Origin of the sequence: Cohnella rhizosphaerae, assembly GCF_029525575.1 — a bacterium.
In the GTDB taxonomy this organism is placed as follows: domain Bacteria; phylum Bacillota; class Bacilli; order Paenibacillales; family Paenibacillaceae; genus Cohnella; species Cohnella rhizosphaerae.
Genome location: NZ_JAPDIA010000009.1, coordinates 535,594 through 555,707, shown reverse-complemented (window position 1 = coordinate 555,707; position 20,114 = coordinate 535,594). Strand labels below are relative to the sequence as shown.

Below are 20,114 nucleotides of genomic sequence, written 5' to 3'. Positions count from 1 at the left end.
CTGCGGATAACTTGCCGCCGTCAACGGTTAAACGTTGATGCGTAGTATACGACCCTTTCCAAAATCTGCACAACCCGCAAATTTATGCTCGTGTTTGCTCCGGAAAAGATCGTACACTAATCGCAATTATCTCGTTGGAGGAAGGAACCCATGACGAAAACCATCGTTCGTATCCGTCTTAGTGAAATTTTGAAGGAGCGCTGCATGACTCGTCAGCAGCTTGCCCTATTGACCGGACTACGTCCTTCTACGGTCAGCGACTTGTGCAAGCCAACGGCCAGCCGAATATATCTCAGTACTATCGCCGCTGTGTGTGATGCATTAGATATAGCCATCGATGAACTCATCGTCAGCGAAGGTATCGAAAACAATTAAGCCACTTCTCCCTTTCTCTCTTCCGTTCTACACAGTATCAAACGACCCTACGGACATTGATTCCGATTGCGCCATTGAAAGGGGCAGCATCTCTATCGCTCGTTCCTTGCAGACTTGCTCCAGTTGTAGCCGCATTATCCGCTGCTGCTGATCGTTCTCCATCTTCAGGATCGCCCGCATAATTGCCATGCTTGCTTCCATATCCTCTTCCCTCATGGCATTCATAGCTTGCTGTACCGACTCCTTGATCACGTTGTAAGCGAACAAAGTCCTTTCTACTCGAACGATCTCCCAGTTCAATGCTTCCAAGCCCAATTCCTTAATCGATTTCTTCATGTCCTCAATCCCTCTCTGTTCGGAATATTAAGCCAGAACGCAAAAAAAACACCCGACTAACACCGCTGAAGCGATGAAAACCAAGTGTTTTAAGTGTTGTGTTTGTTAAGTTGATAAGTTGCTCACAGCGGCAATCCGCTGATGCGTTCTCATTATTGCACAGACCGTTGTCTGTGGTCAACAGAAGAAGTGAAATATCTATTCAACCTTCTGAATAAGCCGTTTCATTATCCTACCTGAAACACGGGTCATTGCATCCTCTATTTGAAGCAATCGATTCAAATTGCTGGCTACATCCTTATCCCATTCATTCATTCGACGGAGCATTCGAGCTTGACGAATAAATTCCATTTCAAGCGATTCCGTTACCTGTTCATTCGGCCCCAGGCAGTATAATCGACGAATATAATCCTGCTCCCACTCTTCAAGTCGCTCCCAAGTGATCGACTCATACTCACCTGTGACGAGCCGTCCTTTGTTACCAATGGCATTCTGATTGCCTTTAAGCTTGTCCGGTTGCTTCGGCCCCGTACTCTTACCTCCGTGCATACGACAGCGGCCGTTCTTCATGGGAATGTTTATACAACAAGCTCCGTTTCTTGTCTTCGCGCCGCAGACAGACGTTTGCCCTCTCATCTTCATCATTCATTGCACCTCCATTTACCTGTATAGGGTTCGTGGAAGAAAAAAATGCCGCCTGTACAATTCGTACAAGCGACACATATCCACTCCTTCAGTTCAATTCACCACTCTTCTTTTCCCGGATTGCCGGACTCTCCCAATAGCTATCAGCTACCTTTTCAAAGTTATCTTTATCAAAGCCGCTCCAGTTGATCTTGGCGGCAGTTTCTTTCGTGAGTGTTATTTTAAGTGCCGTTGTCGATGCGGAGTTACCATAATCATCTACTGTCGGGAACTGCCACAATAGGGCTACTTCTTCAATGCCTGGTATCTGGAACAATGCCTTGAACACCTTGATCGAGTCCATTTGCATGCCGCCTTTTATCATGCCCGCTGTCAAGTTATCGTTCCCTCTCAGGGAGGCGACGACGATTTTATCGCCTTCTTGTACCGTACCGGAATGGTCGTTTACTTGAAGGCTAACAACTCTTTGTTCGTCCATATTGGTTGTATCCCCGATAGCCTTAGTTATTGAGGAACGGACTTTATCTTCGATTCCGTTCACTGTGCTGTTTTCTACAACAGGTGAAGCTACCGCGGCCTTATGCTCGTCGTTGTCTTTCTCTTCTACGATCGCTACGATAACGATCCCGATCAACACCAGAGCTACCAGCATCCCTAAACATCCTAGACATCCAGTTAAAATACTCGACTGCGGCTTCTGTCTGCTTGCTTCTTTCTGGTTGGTTCTACTTTCCGACTGTACGTTCGTCCCACTCTTCAAAGAATTCTTCTGCTTTTCCTGCATCTTCTGCACCCCTTCGACAATTTCCGATAGGGAAAATTATACAGGATAGGAGTGTATTTTAGTATTATTTATTTTGATACTTTAATATTAATTACCGCATCATCTGCCATCGTCTACTCTCTCTATAGAGGTGTTTACAGTGGCAGAAATCCTAAATTTAGTAGGTTCTAAAATACGAGACTACCGAAAAGCTAAAGGGCTCTCTCAAGATCAACTTGCCGAACTATGCGGGTTTCATTTCTCCTATATCGGCGGCGTCGAACGTGGCGAGCGTAACATTTCCTTAGAGAACTTGGCCAAGATTGCCGAGACGCTGAAAGTGGAACCGAAGGTGTTCTTTGATTTCAATCACTCCTTCGTCCAGCCGCCTTCCGACAAGAAGGAAGCGGCATTGCAGGAGGTGCTCACGTTGCTTCAAGCCAAAGAGCTCCGCCATATCCAGATGACTAAGAAGCTGCTAATGGAGATATTCAAGACGTTCCCTCGGCAATAATAGGACGTTCGTCGTCATCGTTCACCGTGCCCGACTCCTGTTTAACCGTGTCTCGTTTGCGCTTTCCGGGGGCTGCGCCCCTGCAATCCCCTTGTCGGTAAAAACACCCGTTCACCATCGTAGAAACCTGCAAACCGAAAGCTCGACGTTCACGTCCGACTTGGCTCCAATCAAAAATAGAGCACATGAGCCTCCTCTATTAAAGGGCCCATGTGCTCATTCAATTCATACATTGCCTCAATGTCAACGTCTATTCCCCAAAACCGAGGTCCCGTCGGACTTTAGTTTCCACCTCCTCCAGTTCCTTTCTCCGTCGAACGAGTTCAAGAAACCACTCCTTGTCTCCATTCGCTAACGCAAGTTCGATCAAATCATCAAAATCTGATAATGCCATATATATTGGTAACGGTTGCAAAATTTATTCTCCTTCAACTATACCTCTATTTTCGGCGATAAGAAAGGCCACATGGAGTTGTTACGCTCGCATGTGGCTCAGCAGTTACTTTATCCCTACGGTTTTTTCTCCTTCATGAAAAAACTCAATTACATATTTACCAGACGGATCAAAAAAACCAAGTGTCAGAACCCACCGCAGTTACATCATCTATAACATTAAGGGCTTGAAACAAATCACATCTAACTACGGGAGCGTCACTATAATTCCATAAAAGGAATACTTCTTTCGAGAAATCCTTCAACTTATTTTTTAAAATCTCTTTTAGTTCAACAATGCTTGTAAATTGAATACTTGAGGAAACCTTTCCCCAATCTATTCTGCCCCAGGGCGTAACAGGGAAAGTTTCGACTAATTTCTCAAATGCCAGTTTTGTTTCGTATTCTGAAAGAATCTCAACTTTCGGTCCTAAAGCTTGAATACATTCCTTAAAAAAGAGTCATTTTATCACCTTTAAATTTTATTAATTTTGTAAATGCTTTAATAGCGTTTTAAAAGTGTCCTCATTTCCAACAAATGGTATTACCAATTTAATTGCTTTATCTCCTTTTCCATTTCTATAATCCTCAATATTAATATGAGTTCCTTTGATGGGATCATAATCTAATCGCCATAATACTTTACCGTCTGCAGATTGTCTTCCAACAACTTTTCCATATCCAGCACTGCTTGGTAGTCGGCCTACAACCGCTTTAGAATCAGCCCCCAAATCACCGATGATATCCAAGGCTAAATTTCTTGCCTGTTCATATGAATTTAAAGTTGAATCAAGTGTTTTCTCAACCCCTTCTCCAGAGAATTTAACAGCCCGCTCAATAACCGCGCCTTCTTTGTTAGCTAATTTAATTATTAGCGATCCTTCTTTATAAATCTTACCAATGGGTATAAACCCCATCGCGGCTAATGTTTTATCAAATCCGGATGCATTGGGATCGAGTATTGTATTTATATCATCAACAAACATAAATTTCATAAAGCTCTTGTAGTCTTCAACTGCTTGCTTGGGTTTCTTACTGTACCTATAACCGGCATATTGAAATAAATAGGGCAATAATTGCGCGATATTTCCACTCGGATCAGTATATATAAGTGGATTATTATTTACATACGTATACAGATTTAAACTTAGAGGATTATCAATCTGCCCCTCATACGTATCCTCATTCATAAACCTTCCCAGACTCGGATCATACCACCGTGCTCGCAAATATTGCAGCTTTGTCGTATTATCCGTCATCTCACCCGAATACTTGAACGGCTGAGCTGCGGTCTCCGTCTGAGAAGTGATGTTGCCAAACAGGTCGTAAGCATAGCTGTTCAGGCGCGTGTTCCCCGTGCTGTCCCTAAGTTCAACGACATCGCCGTGTCCATTTTGCAGATAGTAAGCCATCGCCTGTTCATCTTGGCGTGCGATCAGCCCTTGGCCACGGATATATCGTGCCTTAAACGTAGCCACTCCACCGCTAACCGTCGCTTCCGCTGCTACCTGATCGCCATCCCAATAGTAACGCGTCGTCTGCCCGTTTTCGGTTCGTTCCCAGAGCAGCCCGTCACCATTGTACTTGTACGTCACTATTCCGGTTGGCGTAGTAACGGAAGTCAGGCGATTCCACTTATCATAGACATTGGCGGTTCCCGGGCTATCGAACAAGTTGCTCGAGGTCATGTCCGTACGGTTGCCTCTGTTGTCGTAGGTGAAGGATTCGCCGTATTGGCTGGATGTCTGAATCCGATTCAGCGGATCGTAGCCGAACGTGCTTCCTGTCCCGTTCTCCGTCTTTGTCTTCTGATTCCCGTTGTTATCATAGGTATATCCGTATTGATTGACGATCGTACCGTCGGCTTTCTTCTCGATCAACGAGCCGATCTGCATACCATCGTAGGTAAAGGTAGAGACGATCCCGTTTTTCTGAAGCTTCTGCTTCGTCAGATCGTTTTGATAATAGTTGTATCTCTCCTCTGCATCGTTCGTGAAGTCCAGAGACGACGCAACCGCTGACAGACGATTTTTAGCATCGTACTTGTAATAGGTATTGTATCCGAATGGGTCCGTCATGGCGGTTCGATTGCCGGCGGTGTCGTAGTCGTATTGGATCTTGCGCGCGTCCGGGAAGGTGACACTAGTTAAGGAGCCATCCGCTGCATAACCATAGCTGGTTTGTCCAGTGGCATCCGACATCGCCGTGCGTTTTCCTGCCTTGTCGTACCCGAATTCGATTACTTCCTGGTCAGCAACCGGCGTACCGGCGCTATCCGTGATTTCACGTTTGGTCAGGAAGTTGCGATCGTTGTACGTGTTCTTGAACCAGACACTATTGCGATCCAGCGTTCGGATCAAGTTGCTGTTGTTATCATAATAGAACTTTTCGAGTTTGCCGTTAGCATCCTGGGATTTAATCAAACGTCCGATGGCATCGTATTCCTTGACCATCGTCTTGGTGTCCGGATACGTGATCAGCTTCAGATTGCCGAGTGCATCGTATTGGTAAGCCGTGGTCTCACTCTTGGCGTTCGTCACGCTCGTGAGGTGTCCAAGAATGTCATACGCGTAAGTCGGCGTCAGGTTGTCGGAAGCAGCCGTGACGTTGCCGACGTAGTCATAGGTATAGGTAGCTAGCGTTACAAGAGGCGCCCCGGTTGTCTTTGCCTCTCTTTTGGTCAGCACACGCCCCAACTTGTCATATGCCCTCTGCATCCGTACTTAAGGAACCGTCTCTCGTTTGCGCTTTCCAGGGACTGCGTCCGTTCAATCTCCTTGTCGGTAAAATCCACAGTGTGCCATTGAAGAACCTTGCAAAACGAAAGCATGACGTTCGTGCCTAACTTGTCGGTTTTTTTCAAAAGGAGCACATGAGTTCCATGTATTGCGGGGAACCATGTGCTCTTTTCATCTCGTCCTCTTGGTATATTATCCCCTATTCCTCGAAACCGAGGTCAAGACGAACTTTAGCTTCCGCCTCTTCCAGTTCCTTACTCCGTCCAACGAGTTCAAGGAACCACTCCTTGTCTCTATTCGTTAACGCTAATTCGATCGAATCATCAAAGTCAGACGATGTTATATATCTTGGTAACGGTTGCATGATTAGACTCCTTCAGCTATACCTCTATTTTCGGTAAAAAGAAAACCACGTGGAGATGTTACACTCGCATGTGGTTTAGGTTCGATATTTTCTTAACGATAACTATGTTTTTAACTTTATAACAAAGTCGATACTTCTATTGCCCGCACTAAAGTACAATATAATTCTCCGGCTTTAATTTGATTTCCGAGTAGTATTTTTTTTAGTGTCCTGCGATACGAACTCTAGTTTTTCTCGATTCGTGGGCGTTACAACATATCCTTCATTATTACTCCAAGAAAATTCCACCAACTTTTTGCCCCTTACCGCCTTAGCGTATCCTTTTACTCCTAAATATTTCTCCAATGGAGAAATGTCATTATCGTCTGGTTTTCGACATGATAAGGTTTATTGAAAGTTTCCACTACGTCGATCTCTGTTATAATTCCTCCCCATTTATCGATAATTCCGACCGCAACTACAATGAGTTTTTCTTTATTGTCCGCGTAAATGTTAACTTGCTTATGATCCATTAATTCTTCACTCCACTTGGAATTATCCATTCATTAGGAGATGTGGAGAGAACGCTAAGTTACGGACGCTACTACGGGAACCAGACAGGGATTCGGTTGGAAGATGGCAAGCCCTATAGCAACAGTACTGGGCATGCATGCCCCCCAAAGGAGGCATGCACCGATCTCCCCCCCTTAAAAATATGGATATAACACCCAACTATATATTCGCAGTAATCTTAGTAATAGCACAGTGCTTTGCATACTTTTCAAGTATTTTGACAACTTCTTCTGTAACGACCAAATAGGCTTTTTCAGTTAAACAAAAATGATGTCCAGACCATCCATCATAGGAATTGCCAATAATATTGACTTTTCCTTTGGGAATCATTCTAAAAAAGTTAGGCAACGACTTATCCCCGTATAACTCTTCAAATTGATTTGATTTAGTCACCAAACATTCTTGAACTAAATAGTCTCTAATGTTTAATTGCTTGAAAATTTCATCTAATTCTTGTGTGATTATAAAACATGGTGTTGATTCAATTAGATGATCTCCTAACCACCCGTCAAACTGATAATGGAGAAAGTCAACACTATCCAATGGCTTTACTCCAATTTCTCGCTTATATACGGTGTACTCTCCATGACCTCCACTAACTTCGGGTTCTAAAAGAAAAAGATTCATATTCATTCTCCTAGTTAACTGGTGGATTAAAAAAGACTACCATATTTTTTGTCAAGTTGATACATATATTCTATTACTTGTTGTCTAGTGGGGTTGGGATTTTCCTTATAGAATTTATTCCAATCCACTCTAATCTGAGATAAATGCAAGTCACTGTTTATTTCTAACGGAATTCCTCTCAAATTGTCTAGTGCATTTATTTCTTCTTTTGTAAAGAGTCCTGGAAACCTCTGCATAGCCTGCTGTTCAATTGCATGATGAACAATAACTTTATTACGTAAATCGGGATGCTCTTTAAAAAATGTCTCTCTATAATTCAGACTAAATCCCTTAACTTCCTTGCTTGTCAAACTACTGCCTTTTGTATCTCGTAATGTAGCTAATATCACGGCATCTTCATAAGTCATGTCGGCGGGATGCAGTATAGTATCAATTGAATCACCATACATAAATTTATAATACCAAGAAAAATCGCTCATTTCTTTATTTTGGCTATCAACCCAAGCATAAGCCTTCTTTACTGCCTTAACTGTGCTCTTCCATATTTTCTTCAAGTTAGGCTTTGCTAAAGTATTTCCTGTGGGATCGAAATAAATTAATGGATTATTATGCACATACGTATACAAATTCAACGTCAACGGATCGTCAATCTGCCCCTCATACGTATCCTCATTCATAAACCTTCCCAGACTCGGATCATACCACCGTGCTCGCAAATATTGCAGCTTTGTTGTACTGTCCGTCATCTCACCCGAATACTTGAACGGCTGAGCTACGGTCTCCGTCTGAGAAGTGATGTTGCCAAACAGGTCGTAAGCATAGCTGTTCAGGCGCGTGTTCCCCGTGCTGTCCCTAAGTTCAACGACATCGCCGTGTCCATTTTGCAGATAGTAAGCCTTCGCCTGTTCATCTTGGCGTGCGATCAGCCCTTGGCCACGGATATATCGTGCCTTAAACGTAGCCACTCCACCGCTAACCGTCGCTTCCGCTGCTACCTGATCGCCATCCCAATAGTAACGCGTCGTCTGCCCGTTTTCGGTTCGTTCCCAGAGCAGCCCGTCACCATTGTACTTGTACGTCACTATTCCGGTTGGCGTAGTAACGGAAGTCAGGCGATTCCACTTATCATAGACATTGGCGGTTCCCGGGCTATCGAACAAGTTGCTCGAGGTCATGTCCGTACGGTTGCCTCTGTTGTCGTAGGTGAAGGATTCGCCGTATTGGCTGGATGTCTGAATCCGATTCAGCGGATCGTAGCCGAACGTGCTTCCTGTCCCGTTCTCCGTCTTTGTCTTCTGATTCCCGTTGTTATCATAGGTATATCCGTATTGATTGACGATCGTACTGTCTGCTTTCTTCTCGATCAACGAGCCGATCTGCATACCATCGTAGGTAAAGGTAGAGACGATCCCGTTTTTCTGAAGCTTCTGCTTCGTCAGATCGTTTTGATAATAGTTGTATCTCTCCTCTGCATCGTTCGTGAAGTCCAGAGACGACGCAACCGCTGACAGACGATTTTTAGCATCATACTTGTAATAGGTATTGTATCCGAATGGGTCCGTCATGGCGGTTCGATTGCCGGCGGTGTCGTAGTCGTATTGGATCTTGCGCGCGTCCGGGAAGGTGACACTAGTTAAGGAGCCATCCGCTGCATAACCATAGCTGGTTTGTCCAGTGACATCCGACATCGCCGTGCGTTTTCCTGCCTTGTCGTACCCGAATTCGATTACTTCCTGGCCAGCAACCGGCGTACCGGCGCTATCCGTGATTTCACGTTTGGTCAGGAAGTTGCGATCGTTGTACGTGTTCTTGAACCAGACACTATTGCGATCCAGCGTTCGGATCAAGTTGCTGTTGTTATCATAATAGAACTTTTCGAGTTTGCCGTTAGCATCCTGGGATTTAATCAATCGTCCGATGGCATCGTATTCCTTGACCATCGTCTTGGTGTCCGGATACGTGATCAGCTTCAGATTGCCGAGCGCATCGTATTGATAAGCCGTGGTCTCACTCTTGGCGTTCGTCACGCTCGTCAGGTGTCCGAGAATGTCGTACGCGTAAGAAGTCGTATTCGTCGGCGCCAGGTTGTCGGAAGCAGCCGTGACGTTGCCGACGTAGTCATAGGCATAGGTAGCTAGCGTTACAAGAGGCGCCCCGGTTGTCTTTGCCTCTCTTTTGGTCAGCACACGCCCCAACTTGTCATAGGTTTCTTCGACGGCATAGCCCTCTGCATCCGTACTTCTGACCTTGTTACTTAGATCGTCATAGGCCAAGGTTGAGACCGCTGCTGAGATCGGCGTAATGTTGCCCTGCTCGTCATAAGCAATCGTCGGAGGAGCGGTAACTTTATTCTGGCGGCTCCACTGGTCGTAACCGAACAAGGTCTCGTTCCCGAGGGCATCCTTGTGAGACAAGAGCCGGCCGTTCGCATCATAATCGTATTGGACCTTCGGCTTATAATCGCCATTAATGACAAATCCTTCTTCGATCTTTCTGCCCACCGGGTCCCAGCGCGTGTAGACTTTGACGCCGGACTCGTCGGTTTGCTGAATCTCATTGCTGTAATCGTAATATTGAATTCTAATGTTCCCGTTGTCCGGCTTAACTGCACCGATCGCACGCCCTAGCGCATCGTATTGATAGGTTGTCGTTTTTCCTTTGCCGTCCGTGTAACTGGATAAAGTACCGTCAGCCGTGTTGTACGTATAGCCTGCGGTAATCGTCGTGCCGACGCTGTCCGCGTCAGTGACAGCCACGCTGGTGCTGGTCGGATAAGCGCCGAGATAAGGAGCTGCCGCATCGTAGCCGATATTCACGGTCGAATACTGCCCTGCTTCACGCAGTACCTTGAGCTGCGTCACATTGCCATAAGCATCAAACGCGTTGTTGAGCGTCTCCTGCAACACTGGCCCGCTCGCATTTCCACTCCGGACACGCGTCGCAGTGACCGCGCCATTTGTGGCGTTTCGTACGTATTCGGTGTACTGCGTTTGCGTCCCGCTGATCGGCTGAGAGACGCCGATCAGCAAGTGAGAAGTCGTGTCGTACGTGTACGTTGTCTGGATGCCGTTAGGGTCTGTGGCGCTTAAGACGTTGCCGTAATCGTCGTAAACATTGCTCGTCTCGACGATATAACTGCCCGTTGAACCTGATTCGCTTTTCGTCGTCTTGGTCTGAATGGGCACAGGCCAGTTGCGGTAACGCTCGTACGTGTAGTCTGTGGCATTTGTATACGTCTTCCCGCCGTAATTCGATACCGACACGATCTTTGTATTGTAAAAGACCGGCGGCTTGTTCTCGTCAATGTAGTCCTTCTCATTGGTAAAGGTGGTCTCGGCGAGACCGTCGTTCAAGGCTACCGTAAAGGTCAGGTCGGTATTATAAGCTGAACCGATATCGCCGTTCGGATACGAGACGTTGGTGACATTAACCGTTTTAACGCTGTTATCCCATTGGATGAATTGATCCTTGCGGGATTTAACCCGGTATACCTCGTTCGTCGCATTGTATTCCCCGATCTTGCGCGTGATGGGCGGCATGTACTCGAAGACCGTCTTTGCGCCCGTGGGATACGTAATCCCTGTAAGGAGGGCATAGGGATTACTCGCTGGTGTTGCCTGATCGTATAACGTGAACATAGCGTTCTTCAGATCATAATCGTATGTGGTAGCACGGCCTGCGACGTCAACGACTTGGGTCAGGAGTTCCTTTCCGTTTTGGGTCGCCTTATAGTAGATCACTTGCCGTGTTCCTTTGGTTAAGGTCACTTGCGATGCGGAATAAGAGATCGCGATACTATTTCCGATCGCATCCGTAATGCTTGTAAGCACCGTTCCGTATGTCGGATCGGAACTATAGGCAAACTGCACTTTATTGTTGAATGCGTCCGAGATCTGAATCAAACGCCCGTCCGCGTTGAAGTACTGATTGACTTTCTGGATCGACCGGAGGACGTAGGCAGACGTAGAGCCCGATACCGTCACGGTCGTATCCGCAGCGAAGGTTAAGTCCTTCCATGGGTACCCTAGCAAGGATAAGTCGGAACCGAGCTTGAACACGCCCGAACCGGCGAGATGCAGATACTTGGTCGATTCGACGGTTTCGATAAAGGAGATATCCCAGGTCCAGCCCTTGCCGATCGGAAATCTCTTTTCCTCCGCCGGTTGCACGGTCGTATTATAGCCCGACGACATTGACATTTGATTGAGCTGAGAGGCGTCGCTATCGTATCTGCGTACCAGCGTGAATCCTAAGCCATTCCGTCCGGGCAGGGAGAGATCGGCTGCGCTCTGCGACAAGCTGCCCGAGAGCGTAGAGATGCTTTCCTGTCCGAGGTTAATCGCAAAGGGGGGCTTCGTCCGGCTTGGTTTTAACGAAGCTGTAATCAGGAACGACCGTGCTCGCTGCAGCGCTAATCGCATAGCTCTTGTTGCCCAGATCGCTGGTGATTTTACTTTTAGCCGAACCTGACTTATTAATCGAATAAGGAGCTGGCTCGATCGGTGTCTCGGAGACGTCGATTGAGCCCGTAGACGAAGGCGTAGCTGCGAATCCAGCAGCTTCCGGATAAATTCCTGCAATTAGAGTTAACGCTATAAATACCGCAGCGATCCTGCCCCACCAGCTTTTCAACGCGAAATCCTCCTCAATTTGTGATCGTCACGGTCTTGCCGGTAATATTGCCGTTAAAGTCGTATTGGTACGTCGTCGTATACTGTGCCGCTTGCCGGTTCAAGGAGAAGCCGTAGCTGGCCGTTGCGCTGTAGCTGCCTCCGACGCCAACGATCTTAATGTAGTAAATAGCGCCTGCGCTCACGTTGTAGATGATCTCTTCAGCCAATCCAGTGCCTCTGACGCCGGCCGCGATCAAGTTCATAGAAGCGTCATAGACGTAGACATCATAGTTTAGCCCCGTTGGTACGGTGAGCTTAAACTTTTCGATGCCGGCCGCTGTCGCTGTATATTTGTAAAAGTCGACGTCCGTAGCTGTTGTAATCAAAGAAGTATAGTTCTGCGCGTAGCTGATGGGGTATGCTTGGGCTGTTGTGTCGTTTGGCTCATACGCGTTTGGGAGCACTAAGCTACGCGTAGCCGCAGCAGACCATTCCAGTCCGTCTTTGGCAGTTATTCTAAAGCTCCATGTTCCGCTCGCCAAGGGAGGCGTCGTAAGGGACGCAGCATTGCCGCTAAGCGCACCGGAGTTGTAGGCAACCGTCGTCCAGTTATCCTGCGACCCCTGAATTTGATAATGACTCTGGGCTTGTCCGTCCGCATCGCTATACGTCCAGGCAAAGGTTAGGACATTGTCCGTTACCTGCTGACCGTTCGTATAGGAGGTTATGCTGACTGTTGGAAGATTGTTGACCTTGATGTAATACTTTGCCGATACTGCAGAGATGGCTCCTTTATTGTCCTTGGTGCGAACCTGCCAATTGTACGCCCCGTTCCTGCTTAGTGTACCAGTAGGAACTGTGTAAGATGCAGCGCTTGAGCTGACCCATCCGCTGTCGCGAATTAATGTGCTTCCATTGTAAATATAGACCTGGTACTGCCCCTGCGTATCTCCCGCATCCGGATCAGAGAAGGTCCAGTTCAGCGCAGGCGTGGTGGTGCCCATTAATTGAGGCGTTGTTGAATTGGTGCTGCCAGGGTTTAGTCCGGTTGGCGCATTCGGTACTGTGTTGTGCTTGATCGTAAATGTCGGTGATTGTACCCATGAACCATAATCGATTCCGTCAAAGGATCGAATCCGTATGATCGCGTTCGTTGTATTGGCAATTGAGCTAAAGTTATATGTGTAAGAGGATGCGCCAGCGGCGGTCAGTGGGACGATATCGCTCCAAGTGGCTCCACCGTTGGTAGAGAGTTGAATGTTATACTTCAAGTTCGATTGTGGATCGTCTTGGTCGATTGCGGCGTTCCAGGTGATGTTGTAGTTTGAGTCGACGATCGTGCCGTTCTGAGGTGCGGTGATGGAGGCGGTGCCGGGGGCGTATAAATTATAGCCAATTACCATTTTTGCTTCAAATGGATATGCATTAAAATACAAATAACTTGAACCTGTAGATTCCGTAGTAAATTCAAAAGAAATTGACCGGTTTCCAGCATAATAATTAGATGAAAACCAGGCTCTAATTGCGTTACTTAGATCAAAAGAAGCAGTTCCTTCAGTGCCTTGAATATTAACTGAAGGAACCGAACCAAAAACTTGGGAGCTAAACGAAGGAACAAATGAATAATTAATATCTACAACTTGTTGTACACCATTTCCATAATAGTTAGTTTGTAGATAAGCATATTGTATTCTAGTCCCACTCGTTGGAAATGAATATAACCCAAACTCTACGCCTCCGAAAGACCTATATAACTGATTCAAATTATTGTAATCTTTTATTAACTGAAAAAAAACCGACATCAGGAGTCCAACTACTACCACTGGGGTCAGAAGAAAAAGAGTTAAACTTAATTCCGTCGGAGCGGCCGCTGTACGTCAAAATAGTCGGGTCTATCGTAATAGGAAATTTTAAATCTTTCGTATCGACTGAAAGGTCCAAATACATTTTATCGTTCTGGTTTTTAACGACTAAAGGAACATTTCTACGCTTCCCTTCACTATCTATTAACCAGGGAGCCAGCAATTTTAAGTTTTCCGTCTGAAGCGTCTCCAAGTCTATCTTCCCTTGGAGTTCAAAAGAAAACTCAGAAGGTGAGCTTGAGCTTTTTTAAAATAATGTCTTCCTTTAAACCGTCGTTTAATACTGAAAGTATAACATCCGTGTCATCCCATACATTTTCGTACTTTACTCCATTCGATTTATAAACAGTTCCTATTACAGAAGATGCCCCCATCGGAATTAACTTTAATTGAGATGCACTTTTCTCAATCTGATAACCTTGGCTGTAGTCCTTAGGAATAACAACTCCGAAAGGAACTTGCGGCGCTCCAAAACCCGATACTTTTGCTCTGCTGGTCTTTTGTCTATTTAGACTTCCTCGAGCATCCTTAGAGGCTTGCAACTTTGTTAAATCCAAAGAATCTAAATCTGTTATTGTTGTATCTACATCATGCCAGGCACCATTCTCGTCTTGATAAAATGGTGTTCCGGAAAAATACTCTGCAATCATGGAACCGTCATCAACTTGATAATGCCTGCTGCTTTCCGTTTGAAGTTCCTTCGCTACCCTCTTTATTTTTTTTCCACGTTTCTTGACCTCGTTTAAAATGTCTAAAGGCACGTCCCCCATAACGCTGTATGTTGAGGAACTAACGGACACTACATCTTTAATTTTGTCTGCATTAACTGAGGCAACTATTGGGGCTGCAGCAGCTGTAGTACTGAGTAGTGATGAAAGTACAAAAAGCATTAGAGTGTAACAAATCAAATAACGTTTCATCAAACCTGGCTCCTTTTTATAAATACTGATAATACGTTTCAATACTAAAGGACAATACTCAAAAAAAATGTCGAATTTAGTTGCAAATTACACTTCTCCTAAAACTTTTGATTAAAATGTCAAACCCTATATAAAGTCGCCTCGATGTGGACACGCGGCCCCTTACTAAAGACCCCAGCGTTTTAGCCCAATCCCTAGGCAAGCGCTCTAGGTCCTGCAATCAACGAGTTTAAATTAATGAGAGATCCGTTGTCAGCACGAGACTTCCTCTGCTATACAATCACCTCAACTCAAAAAGAACCAAGGCGATAAGCGGCCATGGCTCTTGTCGTATATTGATAGTGCGCGATTAAAAGGAGCGCCGTTACTATAGGTCCAACTCCAGAAAGGATTACTGGGCCTACTTTATAGATGGCATTCGTATGACAGACTGTATCTAGACGTGTAGACATGTAATGAATATGACCTTCCTAACTGTCGGATATCGAAATCCATAAGCCACTAACCCACATTACTTTTACCAAGCATATTCGCTTTGTTGCTGTTCACGCACCTAAACCCTGTCGAATTTCCCCGGAAATACCCGCCCAAAAATTAAGCCTTTCCTCCCCCTTTCTCCGGCAACAAAACGCCTGTTTAAAACGTCTTCTATTTGTCTAAGTATTAATGATACATAACATCAAGTTTTTAACCGGAGAGAGGGGCTGAGCCGATGCGCAAATTGCTGCTGTGTGTCGTATTGTTGGGGATCTGCCTGATCCCGCTGAGCGTGTCGGGCGTGAGCGACAAGCAGGAGACCGCCGTCGCACAGGAGAATGGCGTCGAGGCGGCCAACTTTGCTTCAGCCCCTTCTTATCCCGCTTATATCAGCAAGATCACGTCGATGGACGGCGTTACTTATTTGACCGTCGACTACATTCAATTTCTGCAGGGCGAGGAGGCCGACCGGGTATTCCGCCAGCAGGAGCCGGATGCCGGCATGGACGAGGCGCCGGACGGCTACTACATCCTCAACGAGGAGAAGAAGACGTATACGCTGCCGGTTGCGGCCGACGCGCAGGTGCTCATGCAGATCTACAATCGTTCGGGCAGCTGGGACGATGCGGATATCGTGGAAAACGAGCCGATCAGCGTCGCCAAGCTTCGCTCGCTGTTCAGCGGCGACAATCAGGAGCTGATGGGGAACTTCCCTTATTACGTCACGGTAGTCGACGGCAAGGTCGTACGCATCGTGCAACAGTTCGTGCCGTGATGTAGAGCTCGACCGAGCGCAATTCTCGCCTCATCTTGAAGAGCCGGCATCTCCTCGGGTGCCGGCTCTTTTTGCGTAACATCATACCGATATGGCAGGCTCCAGCAGCGTCAGCATCCCGGCGCCTGCGTCCAGCCGCGCTTGGGCGCCGATCGGCACAGCCGCTTTGTAAAGGTCGTGCCCGCTCGCGAAGCCGGCGATCAGGGGTTTGCCCAGCGGCACGAGCACGTCGCGGACGAGGTCGGCGTAGGTCCGGCCGTAGGCGTCCGGACATTCGTGGCAGCCGCCCATGACGATGCCGGCGCAGGCATCGAGCTTGCCCGCGAGCTTCAGCTGCTCGACGTAGCGGTAGACGGTGTTCACCGGCTCGTGCGTCTCCTCGAGCAGCAATATTTTGCCGCGCGTATCGATCTCGTACGGCGTGCCGAGCGAGCCGGTCAGCGACGTGAGATTGCCGCCCGCGAGCGATCCCGAGACGACGCCGGGCACGAGCGGCTGAATCGGCATGCCGGGCGGATTGGCGATGGGACGCGGGACGACGAGCGACGAAGTGGCGGCGAAAAATTGCTCGAAGTTGTACGCCGGCGTCTCGGGCTTGAAATCGATCAGCAGCAAGCTGTGCAGCGTGACGAGATCCGCGAGCTGAGCGAGCGCGTTGAGCAATACCGTGATATCGCTGTAGCCGGACACGATCTTGGGATGGCGCCGGATGAATTCGAAGTCCAGGTAGGGCAGGATGCCCTCCACCCCGACGCCGCCGCGCGACGGCAGGATCAGCCTGACCCGCTCGTCCGCGAACATCGCCGTCAGGTCCCCCCGCCCGCTCTTCGTCCGTTCCCGCCAGATAGCCGTCCGCGTCGTAGGCATGCTGTCCGACGATGACATTCAGTCCCATTTGCCGCAAATACGCGATTGCCGCGTCGATCGTCTCCCGCGCGAGCGGGCTTCCGAGCGTAACGATGCCCACCGTATCTCCCTTTACCAGCGCCTTCGGCCGTATCGCCATCCGTTCCTTCCCCCTCTCCTTCTACCAGCTTATGTGCGGGCGCGTTGGGGCATCGTATCATTTTTCGGTTAAAAAAGGAATGATGAGGATAAAACGTTCCATTCGAGGAGGAAATCGCCATGCAGCTGCCCGAATATCCCGAATCCTATTGGCGCCGGACGGCCGACCTCCCCGCTTTTCCGAAGCTGACGCGCGATCTCGAGACGGAATTCGCCGTCGTGGGCGGCGGTCTCACCGGTCTGACGACCGCCTATCTGCTGGCCAAGGAAGGCCGCCGCGTCGCGCTGCTGACGGCGGACCGGCTGCTCGGCGGCACGACGGGCTACACGACCGCCAAGATCACCGCCCAGCACGATCTGATCTACGATGAATTGATCGCGCACTTCGGCGAGGACAAAGCAAGGCTGTACTACGAGGCCAATGCCGGCGCGCTTGCGTTCATGCGCGGTCTGGTCGCCGAGCATGGCATCGCATGCGATTTCGTCGACGAAGACGCCGTCGTTTACGCGACGCGCGAGGAAGGGCTGCACAAGCTTGAAAAGGAATACGCGGCGTATCAACGGCTCGGCATTCCGGGCGAACGCTACGATACGCTGACGCTGCCGTTCGGCGCCACCGCGGCGCTGTCCATGAAGCGGCAGGCCCGCTTCCATCCGACGCCGTACGCGGCCTTTCTCGCAGGCGAGATCGTGCGCCTCGGCGGCGAGATTTTCGAAGAGACGACGATGGACAAGTTCCACGACGGCGAGACGGCCAAAGTCACGACCAAAGACGGCAATACGGTCACCTGCGATGCGGTCGCCGCCTGCTCGCACTTCCCTTTTTCGACAACGGCTTTTATTTCGCGCGTCTGCATGCCGAGAGCTCGTACGTCATCGCGATCAAGTCGCCTTACGACTATCCGGGCGGGATGTACATTACGGCGAACGAGCCGAAGCGCTCGGTGCGCGAGGTCGCTTACGGCGGAGAGAAGCTGCTCCTGATCGGCGGCGAGTCGCACAAGACCGGGCAAGGCGAGTGCACGATCGCGCACTACGAGACGCTTCGGCGTTTTGCCGAAGACACCTTCGGCGTTGAAGAAATCCGCTATCGCTGGTCGACGCACGACCTCGTGACGCTCGACAACATGCCGTATATCGGCCTTGCCCGGGAGGGCACCCCGAATTTGCTCGTCGCGACCGGCTACCGCAAGTGGGGCATGACGACGAGCGCGGTCGCCGGCCGCCTCTTGACCGATCTCCTGATCGGACGGGACAATCCGTACGCCGAGCTGTTCGGCCCGTCGCGTTTCCAGCCGGATCCGGACATGGGGACCCTTGCGAAGGAAACGGCCGACGTCGCCTACCGCTTCGTCAAGGGCAAGCTGGAGTGGCTGAAAAAGGACCCCGAGGAGCTCGGGCTCGACGAAGGCGCGGCCGTCCGCATTCACGGCCGCCGCTGCGGGGCCTATCGCGATCATGAAGGCAAGCTGCACGTCGTCGACACGACCTGCACGCATATGGGCTGCGAGACGGAGTGGAACGCGGGCGACCGCACATGGGACTGCCCGTGCCACGGCTCGCGGTTCACCTTCGACGGCGAAGTGATGCACGGACCCGCCAAAAAGCCGCTGGAGCGGCTGTAGCTTCAAGCAGCCCGTCGGCGCGCGTGAAGTAACGACGATTTGTTTCAAGTGTTTGTCCGAAGGGGGAAGAGTCCGCATACGCAAAGGAGGAGATCCCGATGAACGAATTCGAGCGGCCGCCGGATCTGGAAAAACCGGGCGCCGGCCAGCAGGGCGAGCGCGATCATCCCGAGCAGTATCCGACCGACAAGAAGAGTCTGTTCGACAGCTTCCTGAGCGAACGCAACGTCGACGCGATCCCGGTCGAGGACCTCGGCATCGAGAACCGCGACGAAGCGAACAAGCCGGACAGCAAGGACGACTCGTCGAGCGAGCGGAAGTTTCCGGAGTAGAAAAACAAGGCCGTCTCCCGATCCGCGGGAGACGGCCTTGTTCTGCTGTGCCGCTAACTGAATCGCTGCTCCATCGCGGCGCGCGCCTCGGACAACGCAGGCAGCTCGGGAGACCACAGCAGCTCCAGCTTCAGCGCCTCGGCGATCGGCAGCAGCGCATCGCCTGCCGCCTCGCTGCCCACCCACAGCTCCTGCGGAAGCATCCGCTGCTCTTCGATCAGCTTCAGCAATTGTTCCGCGGCGGCGACTGCCGCTTCATCGCCTTTAGTTAGCGCGAACTTCAGAATCTGGCCCGTCGCTTGATCCACGATAAGCGTCATCTTCGGATAGAAAGGCCTTTCGCCCTCTTGGATCGGCATCGCCACGTAGAAGCTGTCGGCTTCCCAGACGCCGCCTCTCGTTCTGACTGCTTTGAGCGCCTTGGCGATCCGAAGCTCGTCCAGCGGCATGGCGGCCGCAGGCCGCTCCGCCTCCGATGGCGGCGCCTCGGGCGTCACCCATGCGTCGTGCCAGACGTGCCCGCCATCTTCCGAAGGACGGATCTCCCGTACCAAGTACATGTTTTTCTCGTCGTCTGTCATCAGTCCGTCAGGGTTGGACTGGTACGCCTGCCCGACTTGAACCGCCTGCTCCAGCGCCTGCGTAAAATAGACGACCTGCGCCTCCGTCAGCTCCGGCCAGGGCATGTAGCCCGGCTCGTGCAGCCGGAACGTCGGCCAGCTTTTTTTGCCGCGATAGCCGAGTCCGAGCTGCTTGATTCGCTTGTGCTCCGACGGATCGAGCTCCGCCCGGTCGTCCAGCGAAAACAGCAGGCAGCGCTGGCTGAACATCGGGTCCTCGTCCAGCTCGCCGGCGAGCATCTCCACGATCGTCCGCAGCCCCTCCGTGCCCATATACACCGCAAGGCCGAACATCTCGCCGCCGTTGCCGAACACGCAGCAATAGCCGATCTCGCCAGACGCCGGATCCCTTACGCCGAACAGGTGGCCGTTCGTCATCCATCTCCAGATGGCCGCCTCTTTGTATCTTTCCGCAGCCAGGTACAGTTCCTTCCATTGCTGCGCTGTCGGAGCTCCACTCATCCCCACGCCTCCCAGTGTCGTTTCGCTTTTCGGTCAGCGAACGCCTTTCTGTTTTCTCAGGTATGCTTCTATTGTAA

16 protein-coding genes and 2 pseudogenes are annotated in these 20,114 nt (G+C 49.7%); 5 read left to right on the top strand and 13 right to left on the bottom strand.

The window, feature by feature from the left end; translation table 11 throughout:
• Positions 1 to 150: 150 nt before the first annotated feature.
• The gene (locus tag OMP40_RS36740) at positions 151 to 375 is read left to right on the top strand and encodes a helix-turn-helix domain-containing protein (protein WP_277538964.1); all 225 of its coding nucleotides are present in this window, start codon (positions 151 to 153) and stop codon (positions 373 to 375) included.
• 27 nt (positions 376 to 402) lie between these two features.
• Here the strand turns inward: OMP40_RS36740 and OMP40_RS36735 are convergent, their stop codons facing one another.
• From OMP40_RS36735 to OMP40_RS36725, 3 genes are all read right to left on the bottom strand, one after another.
• Positions 403 to 711 (bottom strand): hypothetical protein, encoded by a 309-nt coding sequence (locus OMP40_RS36735; RefSeq protein ID WP_277538962.1) that lies wholly within the window; start codon positions 709 to 711, stop codon positions 403 to 405.
• Positions 712 to 909: 198 nt separating this feature from the next.
• Positions 910 to 1,356: an HGGxSTG domain-containing protein gene (locus OMP40_RS36730; RefSeq protein WP_277538960.1), complete on the bottom strand. Its 447-nt coding sequence runs from the start codon at positions 1,354 to 1,356 to the stop codon at positions 910 to 912.
• 88 nt (positions 1,357 to 1,444) lie between these two features.
• On the bottom strand, positions 1,445 to 2,140 hold the full coding sequence (locus tag OMP40_RS36725; protein ID WP_277538957.1) for a hypothetical protein: 696 nt from the start codon (positions 2,138 to 2,140) through the stop codon (positions 1,445 to 1,447).
• 139 nt (positions 2,141 to 2,279) lie between these two features.
• On the opposite strand from OMP40_RS36725, the gene OMP40_RS36720 reads away from it, so the two are divergent.
• Positions 2,280 to 2,633: a helix-turn-helix domain-containing protein gene (locus tag OMP40_RS36720; protein ID WP_277538956.1), complete on the top strand. Its 354-nt coding sequence runs from the start codon at positions 2,280 to 2,282 to the stop codon at positions 2,631 to 2,633.
• Between the two features lie 563 nt (positions 2,634 to 3,196).
• Here OMP40_RS36720 and OMP40_RS42840 read toward each other — a convergent pair.
• The 8 genes from OMP40_RS42840 to OMP40_RS36685 all read right to left on the bottom strand — a co-directional run bounded on the left by OMP40_RS42840 (position 3,197) and on the right by OMP40_RS36685 (position 14,741).
• Entirely contained in the window at positions 3,197 to 3,481 is a 285-nt protein-coding gene (locus OMP40_RS42840) for a CDI toxin immunity protein (RefSeq protein WP_420872136.1), read from the bottom strand.
• A gap of 69 nt (positions 3,482 to 3,550) precedes the next feature.
• The gene (locus tag OMP40_RS36715; RefSeq protein ID WP_277538954.1) at positions 3,551 to 5,752 is read right to left on the bottom strand and encodes an RHS repeat-associated core domain-containing protein; all 2,202 of its coding nucleotides are present in this window, start codon (positions 5,750 to 5,752) and stop codon (positions 3,551 to 3,553) included.
• Between the two features lie 1,126 nt (positions 5,753 to 6,878).
• The gene (locus OMP40_RS36710) at positions 6,879 to 7,346 is read right to left on the bottom strand and encodes a hypothetical protein (protein WP_277538953.1); all 468 of its coding nucleotides are present in this window, start codon (positions 7,344 to 7,346) and stop codon (positions 6,879 to 6,881) included.
• A gap of 26 nt (positions 7,347 to 7,372) precedes the next feature.
• On the bottom strand, positions 7,373 to 11,767 hold the full coding sequence (locus tag OMP40_RS36705) for an RHS repeat domain-containing protein (protein ID WP_277538951.1): 4,395 nt from the start codon (positions 11,765 to 11,767) through the stop codon (positions 7,373 to 7,375).
• Positions 11,682 to 11,978 carry a hypothetical protein gene (locus OMP40_RS36700; protein ID WP_277538949.1) on the bottom strand — a complete coding sequence of 99 codons (297 nt, stop codon included), beginning with the start codon at positions 11,976 to 11,978 and terminating at the stop codon, positions 11,682 to 11,684. The genes OMP40_RS36705 and OMP40_RS36700 overlap by 86 nt, the downstream gene beginning before the upstream one ends.
• A 13-nt stretch (positions 11,979 to 11,991) precedes the next feature.
• Positions 11,992 to 13,722 carry a glycoside hydrolase family 78 protein gene (locus OMP40_RS36695; protein ID WP_277538947.1) on the bottom strand — a complete coding sequence of 577 codons (1,731 nt, stop codon included), beginning with the start codon at positions 13,720 to 13,722 and terminating at the stop codon, positions 11,992 to 11,994.
• Position 13,723: 1 nt separating this feature from the next.
• On the bottom strand, positions 13,724 to 14,014 hold the full coding sequence (locus OMP40_RS36690; protein ID WP_277538945.1) for a hypothetical protein: 291 nt from the start codon (positions 14,012 to 14,014) through the stop codon (positions 13,724 to 13,726).
• 31 nt (positions 14,015 to 14,045) lie between these two features.
• Positions 14,046 to 14,741 carry a hypothetical protein gene (locus OMP40_RS36685; RefSeq protein WP_277538943.1) on the bottom strand — a complete coding sequence of 232 codons (696 nt, stop codon included), beginning with the start codon at positions 14,739 to 14,741 and terminating at the stop codon, positions 14,046 to 14,048.
• Positions 14,742 to 15,453: 712 nt separating this feature from the next.
• Between OMP40_RS36685 and OMP40_RS36680 the strand changes: the two genes are divergently transcribed.
• A complete protein-coding gene (locus tag OMP40_RS36680) occupies positions 15,454 to 15,993 on the top strand; it encodes a hypothetical protein (RefSeq protein WP_277538941.1) in 540 nt (179 codons plus the stop codon).
• A gap of 81 nt (positions 15,994 to 16,074) precedes the next feature.
• Here the strand turns inward: OMP40_RS36680 and OMP40_RS36675 are convergent.
• A pseudogene (locus OMP40_RS36675) lies at positions 16,075 to 16,999 on the bottom strand (S66 peptidase family protein).
• A 119-nt stretch (positions 17,000 to 17,118) separates the two neighbouring features.
• Here OMP40_RS36675 and OMP40_RS36670 point away from each other — a divergent pair.
• Together OMP40_RS36670 and OMP40_RS36665 are read left to right on the top strand one after the other, a co-directional pair.
• A pseudogene (locus tag OMP40_RS36670) lies at positions 17,119 to 18,623 on the top strand (FAD-dependent oxidoreductase).
• A gap of 98 nt (positions 18,624 to 18,721) precedes the next feature.
• On the top strand, positions 18,722 to 18,955 hold the full coding sequence (locus OMP40_RS36665; RefSeq protein WP_277538940.1) for a hypothetical protein: 234 nt from the start codon (positions 18,722 to 18,724) through the stop codon (positions 18,953 to 18,955).
• A gap of 53 nt (positions 18,956 to 19,008) precedes the next feature.
• Here OMP40_RS36665 and OMP40_RS36660 read toward each other — a convergent pair whose 3' ends face one another.
• A complete protein-coding gene (locus OMP40_RS36660; RefSeq protein WP_277538938.1) occupies positions 19,009 to 20,037 on the bottom strand; it encodes a DUF7309 domain-containing protein in 1,029 nt (342 codons plus the stop codon).
• Positions 20,038 to 20,114 lie beyond the last annotated feature (77 nt).

Excerpts from the sequence above, each read along its gene's own strand:
- OMP40_RS36680 (WP_277538941.1), top strand. The coding sequence starts at position 15,454 with ATGCGCAAATTGCTGCTGTGTGTCGTATTGTTGGGGATCTGCCTGATC.
- OMP40_RS36665 (WP_277538940.1), top strand. The coding sequence starts at position 18,722 with ATGAACGAATTCGAGCGGCCGCCGGATCTGGAAAAACCGGGCGCCGGC.
- OMP40_RS36735 (WP_277538962.1), bottom strand. The coding sequence starts at position 711 with ATGAAGAAATCGATTAAGGAATTGGGCTTGGAAGCATTGAACTGGGAG.
- OMP40_RS36740 (WP_277538964.1), top strand. The coding sequence starts at position 151 with ATGACGAAAACCATCGTTCGTATCCGTCTTAGTGAAATTTTGAAGGAG.
- OMP40_RS36725 (WP_277538957.1), bottom strand. The coding sequence starts at position 2,140 with ATGCAGGAAAAGCAGAAGAATTCTTTGAAGAGTGGGACGAACGTACAG.
- OMP40_RS36710 (WP_277538953.1), bottom strand. The coding sequence starts at position 7,346 with ATGAATCTTTTTCTTTTAGAACCCGAAGTTAGTGGAGGTCATGGAGAG.
- OMP40_RS36685 (WP_277538943.1), bottom strand. The coding sequence starts at position 14,741 with ATGAAACGTTATTTGATTTGTTACACTCTAATGCTTTTTGTACTTTCA.
- OMP40_RS36660 (WP_277538938.1), bottom strand. The coding sequence starts at position 20,037 with ATGAGTGGAGCTCCGACAGCGCAGCAATGGAAGGAACTGTACCTGGCT.
- OMP40_RS36730 (WP_277538960.1), bottom strand. The coding sequence starts at position 1,356 with ATGATGAAGATGAGAGGGCAAACGTCTGTCTGCGGCGCGAAGACAAGA.
- OMP40_RS36705 (WP_277538951.1), bottom strand. The coding sequence starts at position 11,767 with ATGCGATTAGCGCTGCAGCGAGCACGGTCGTTCCTGATTACAGCTTCG.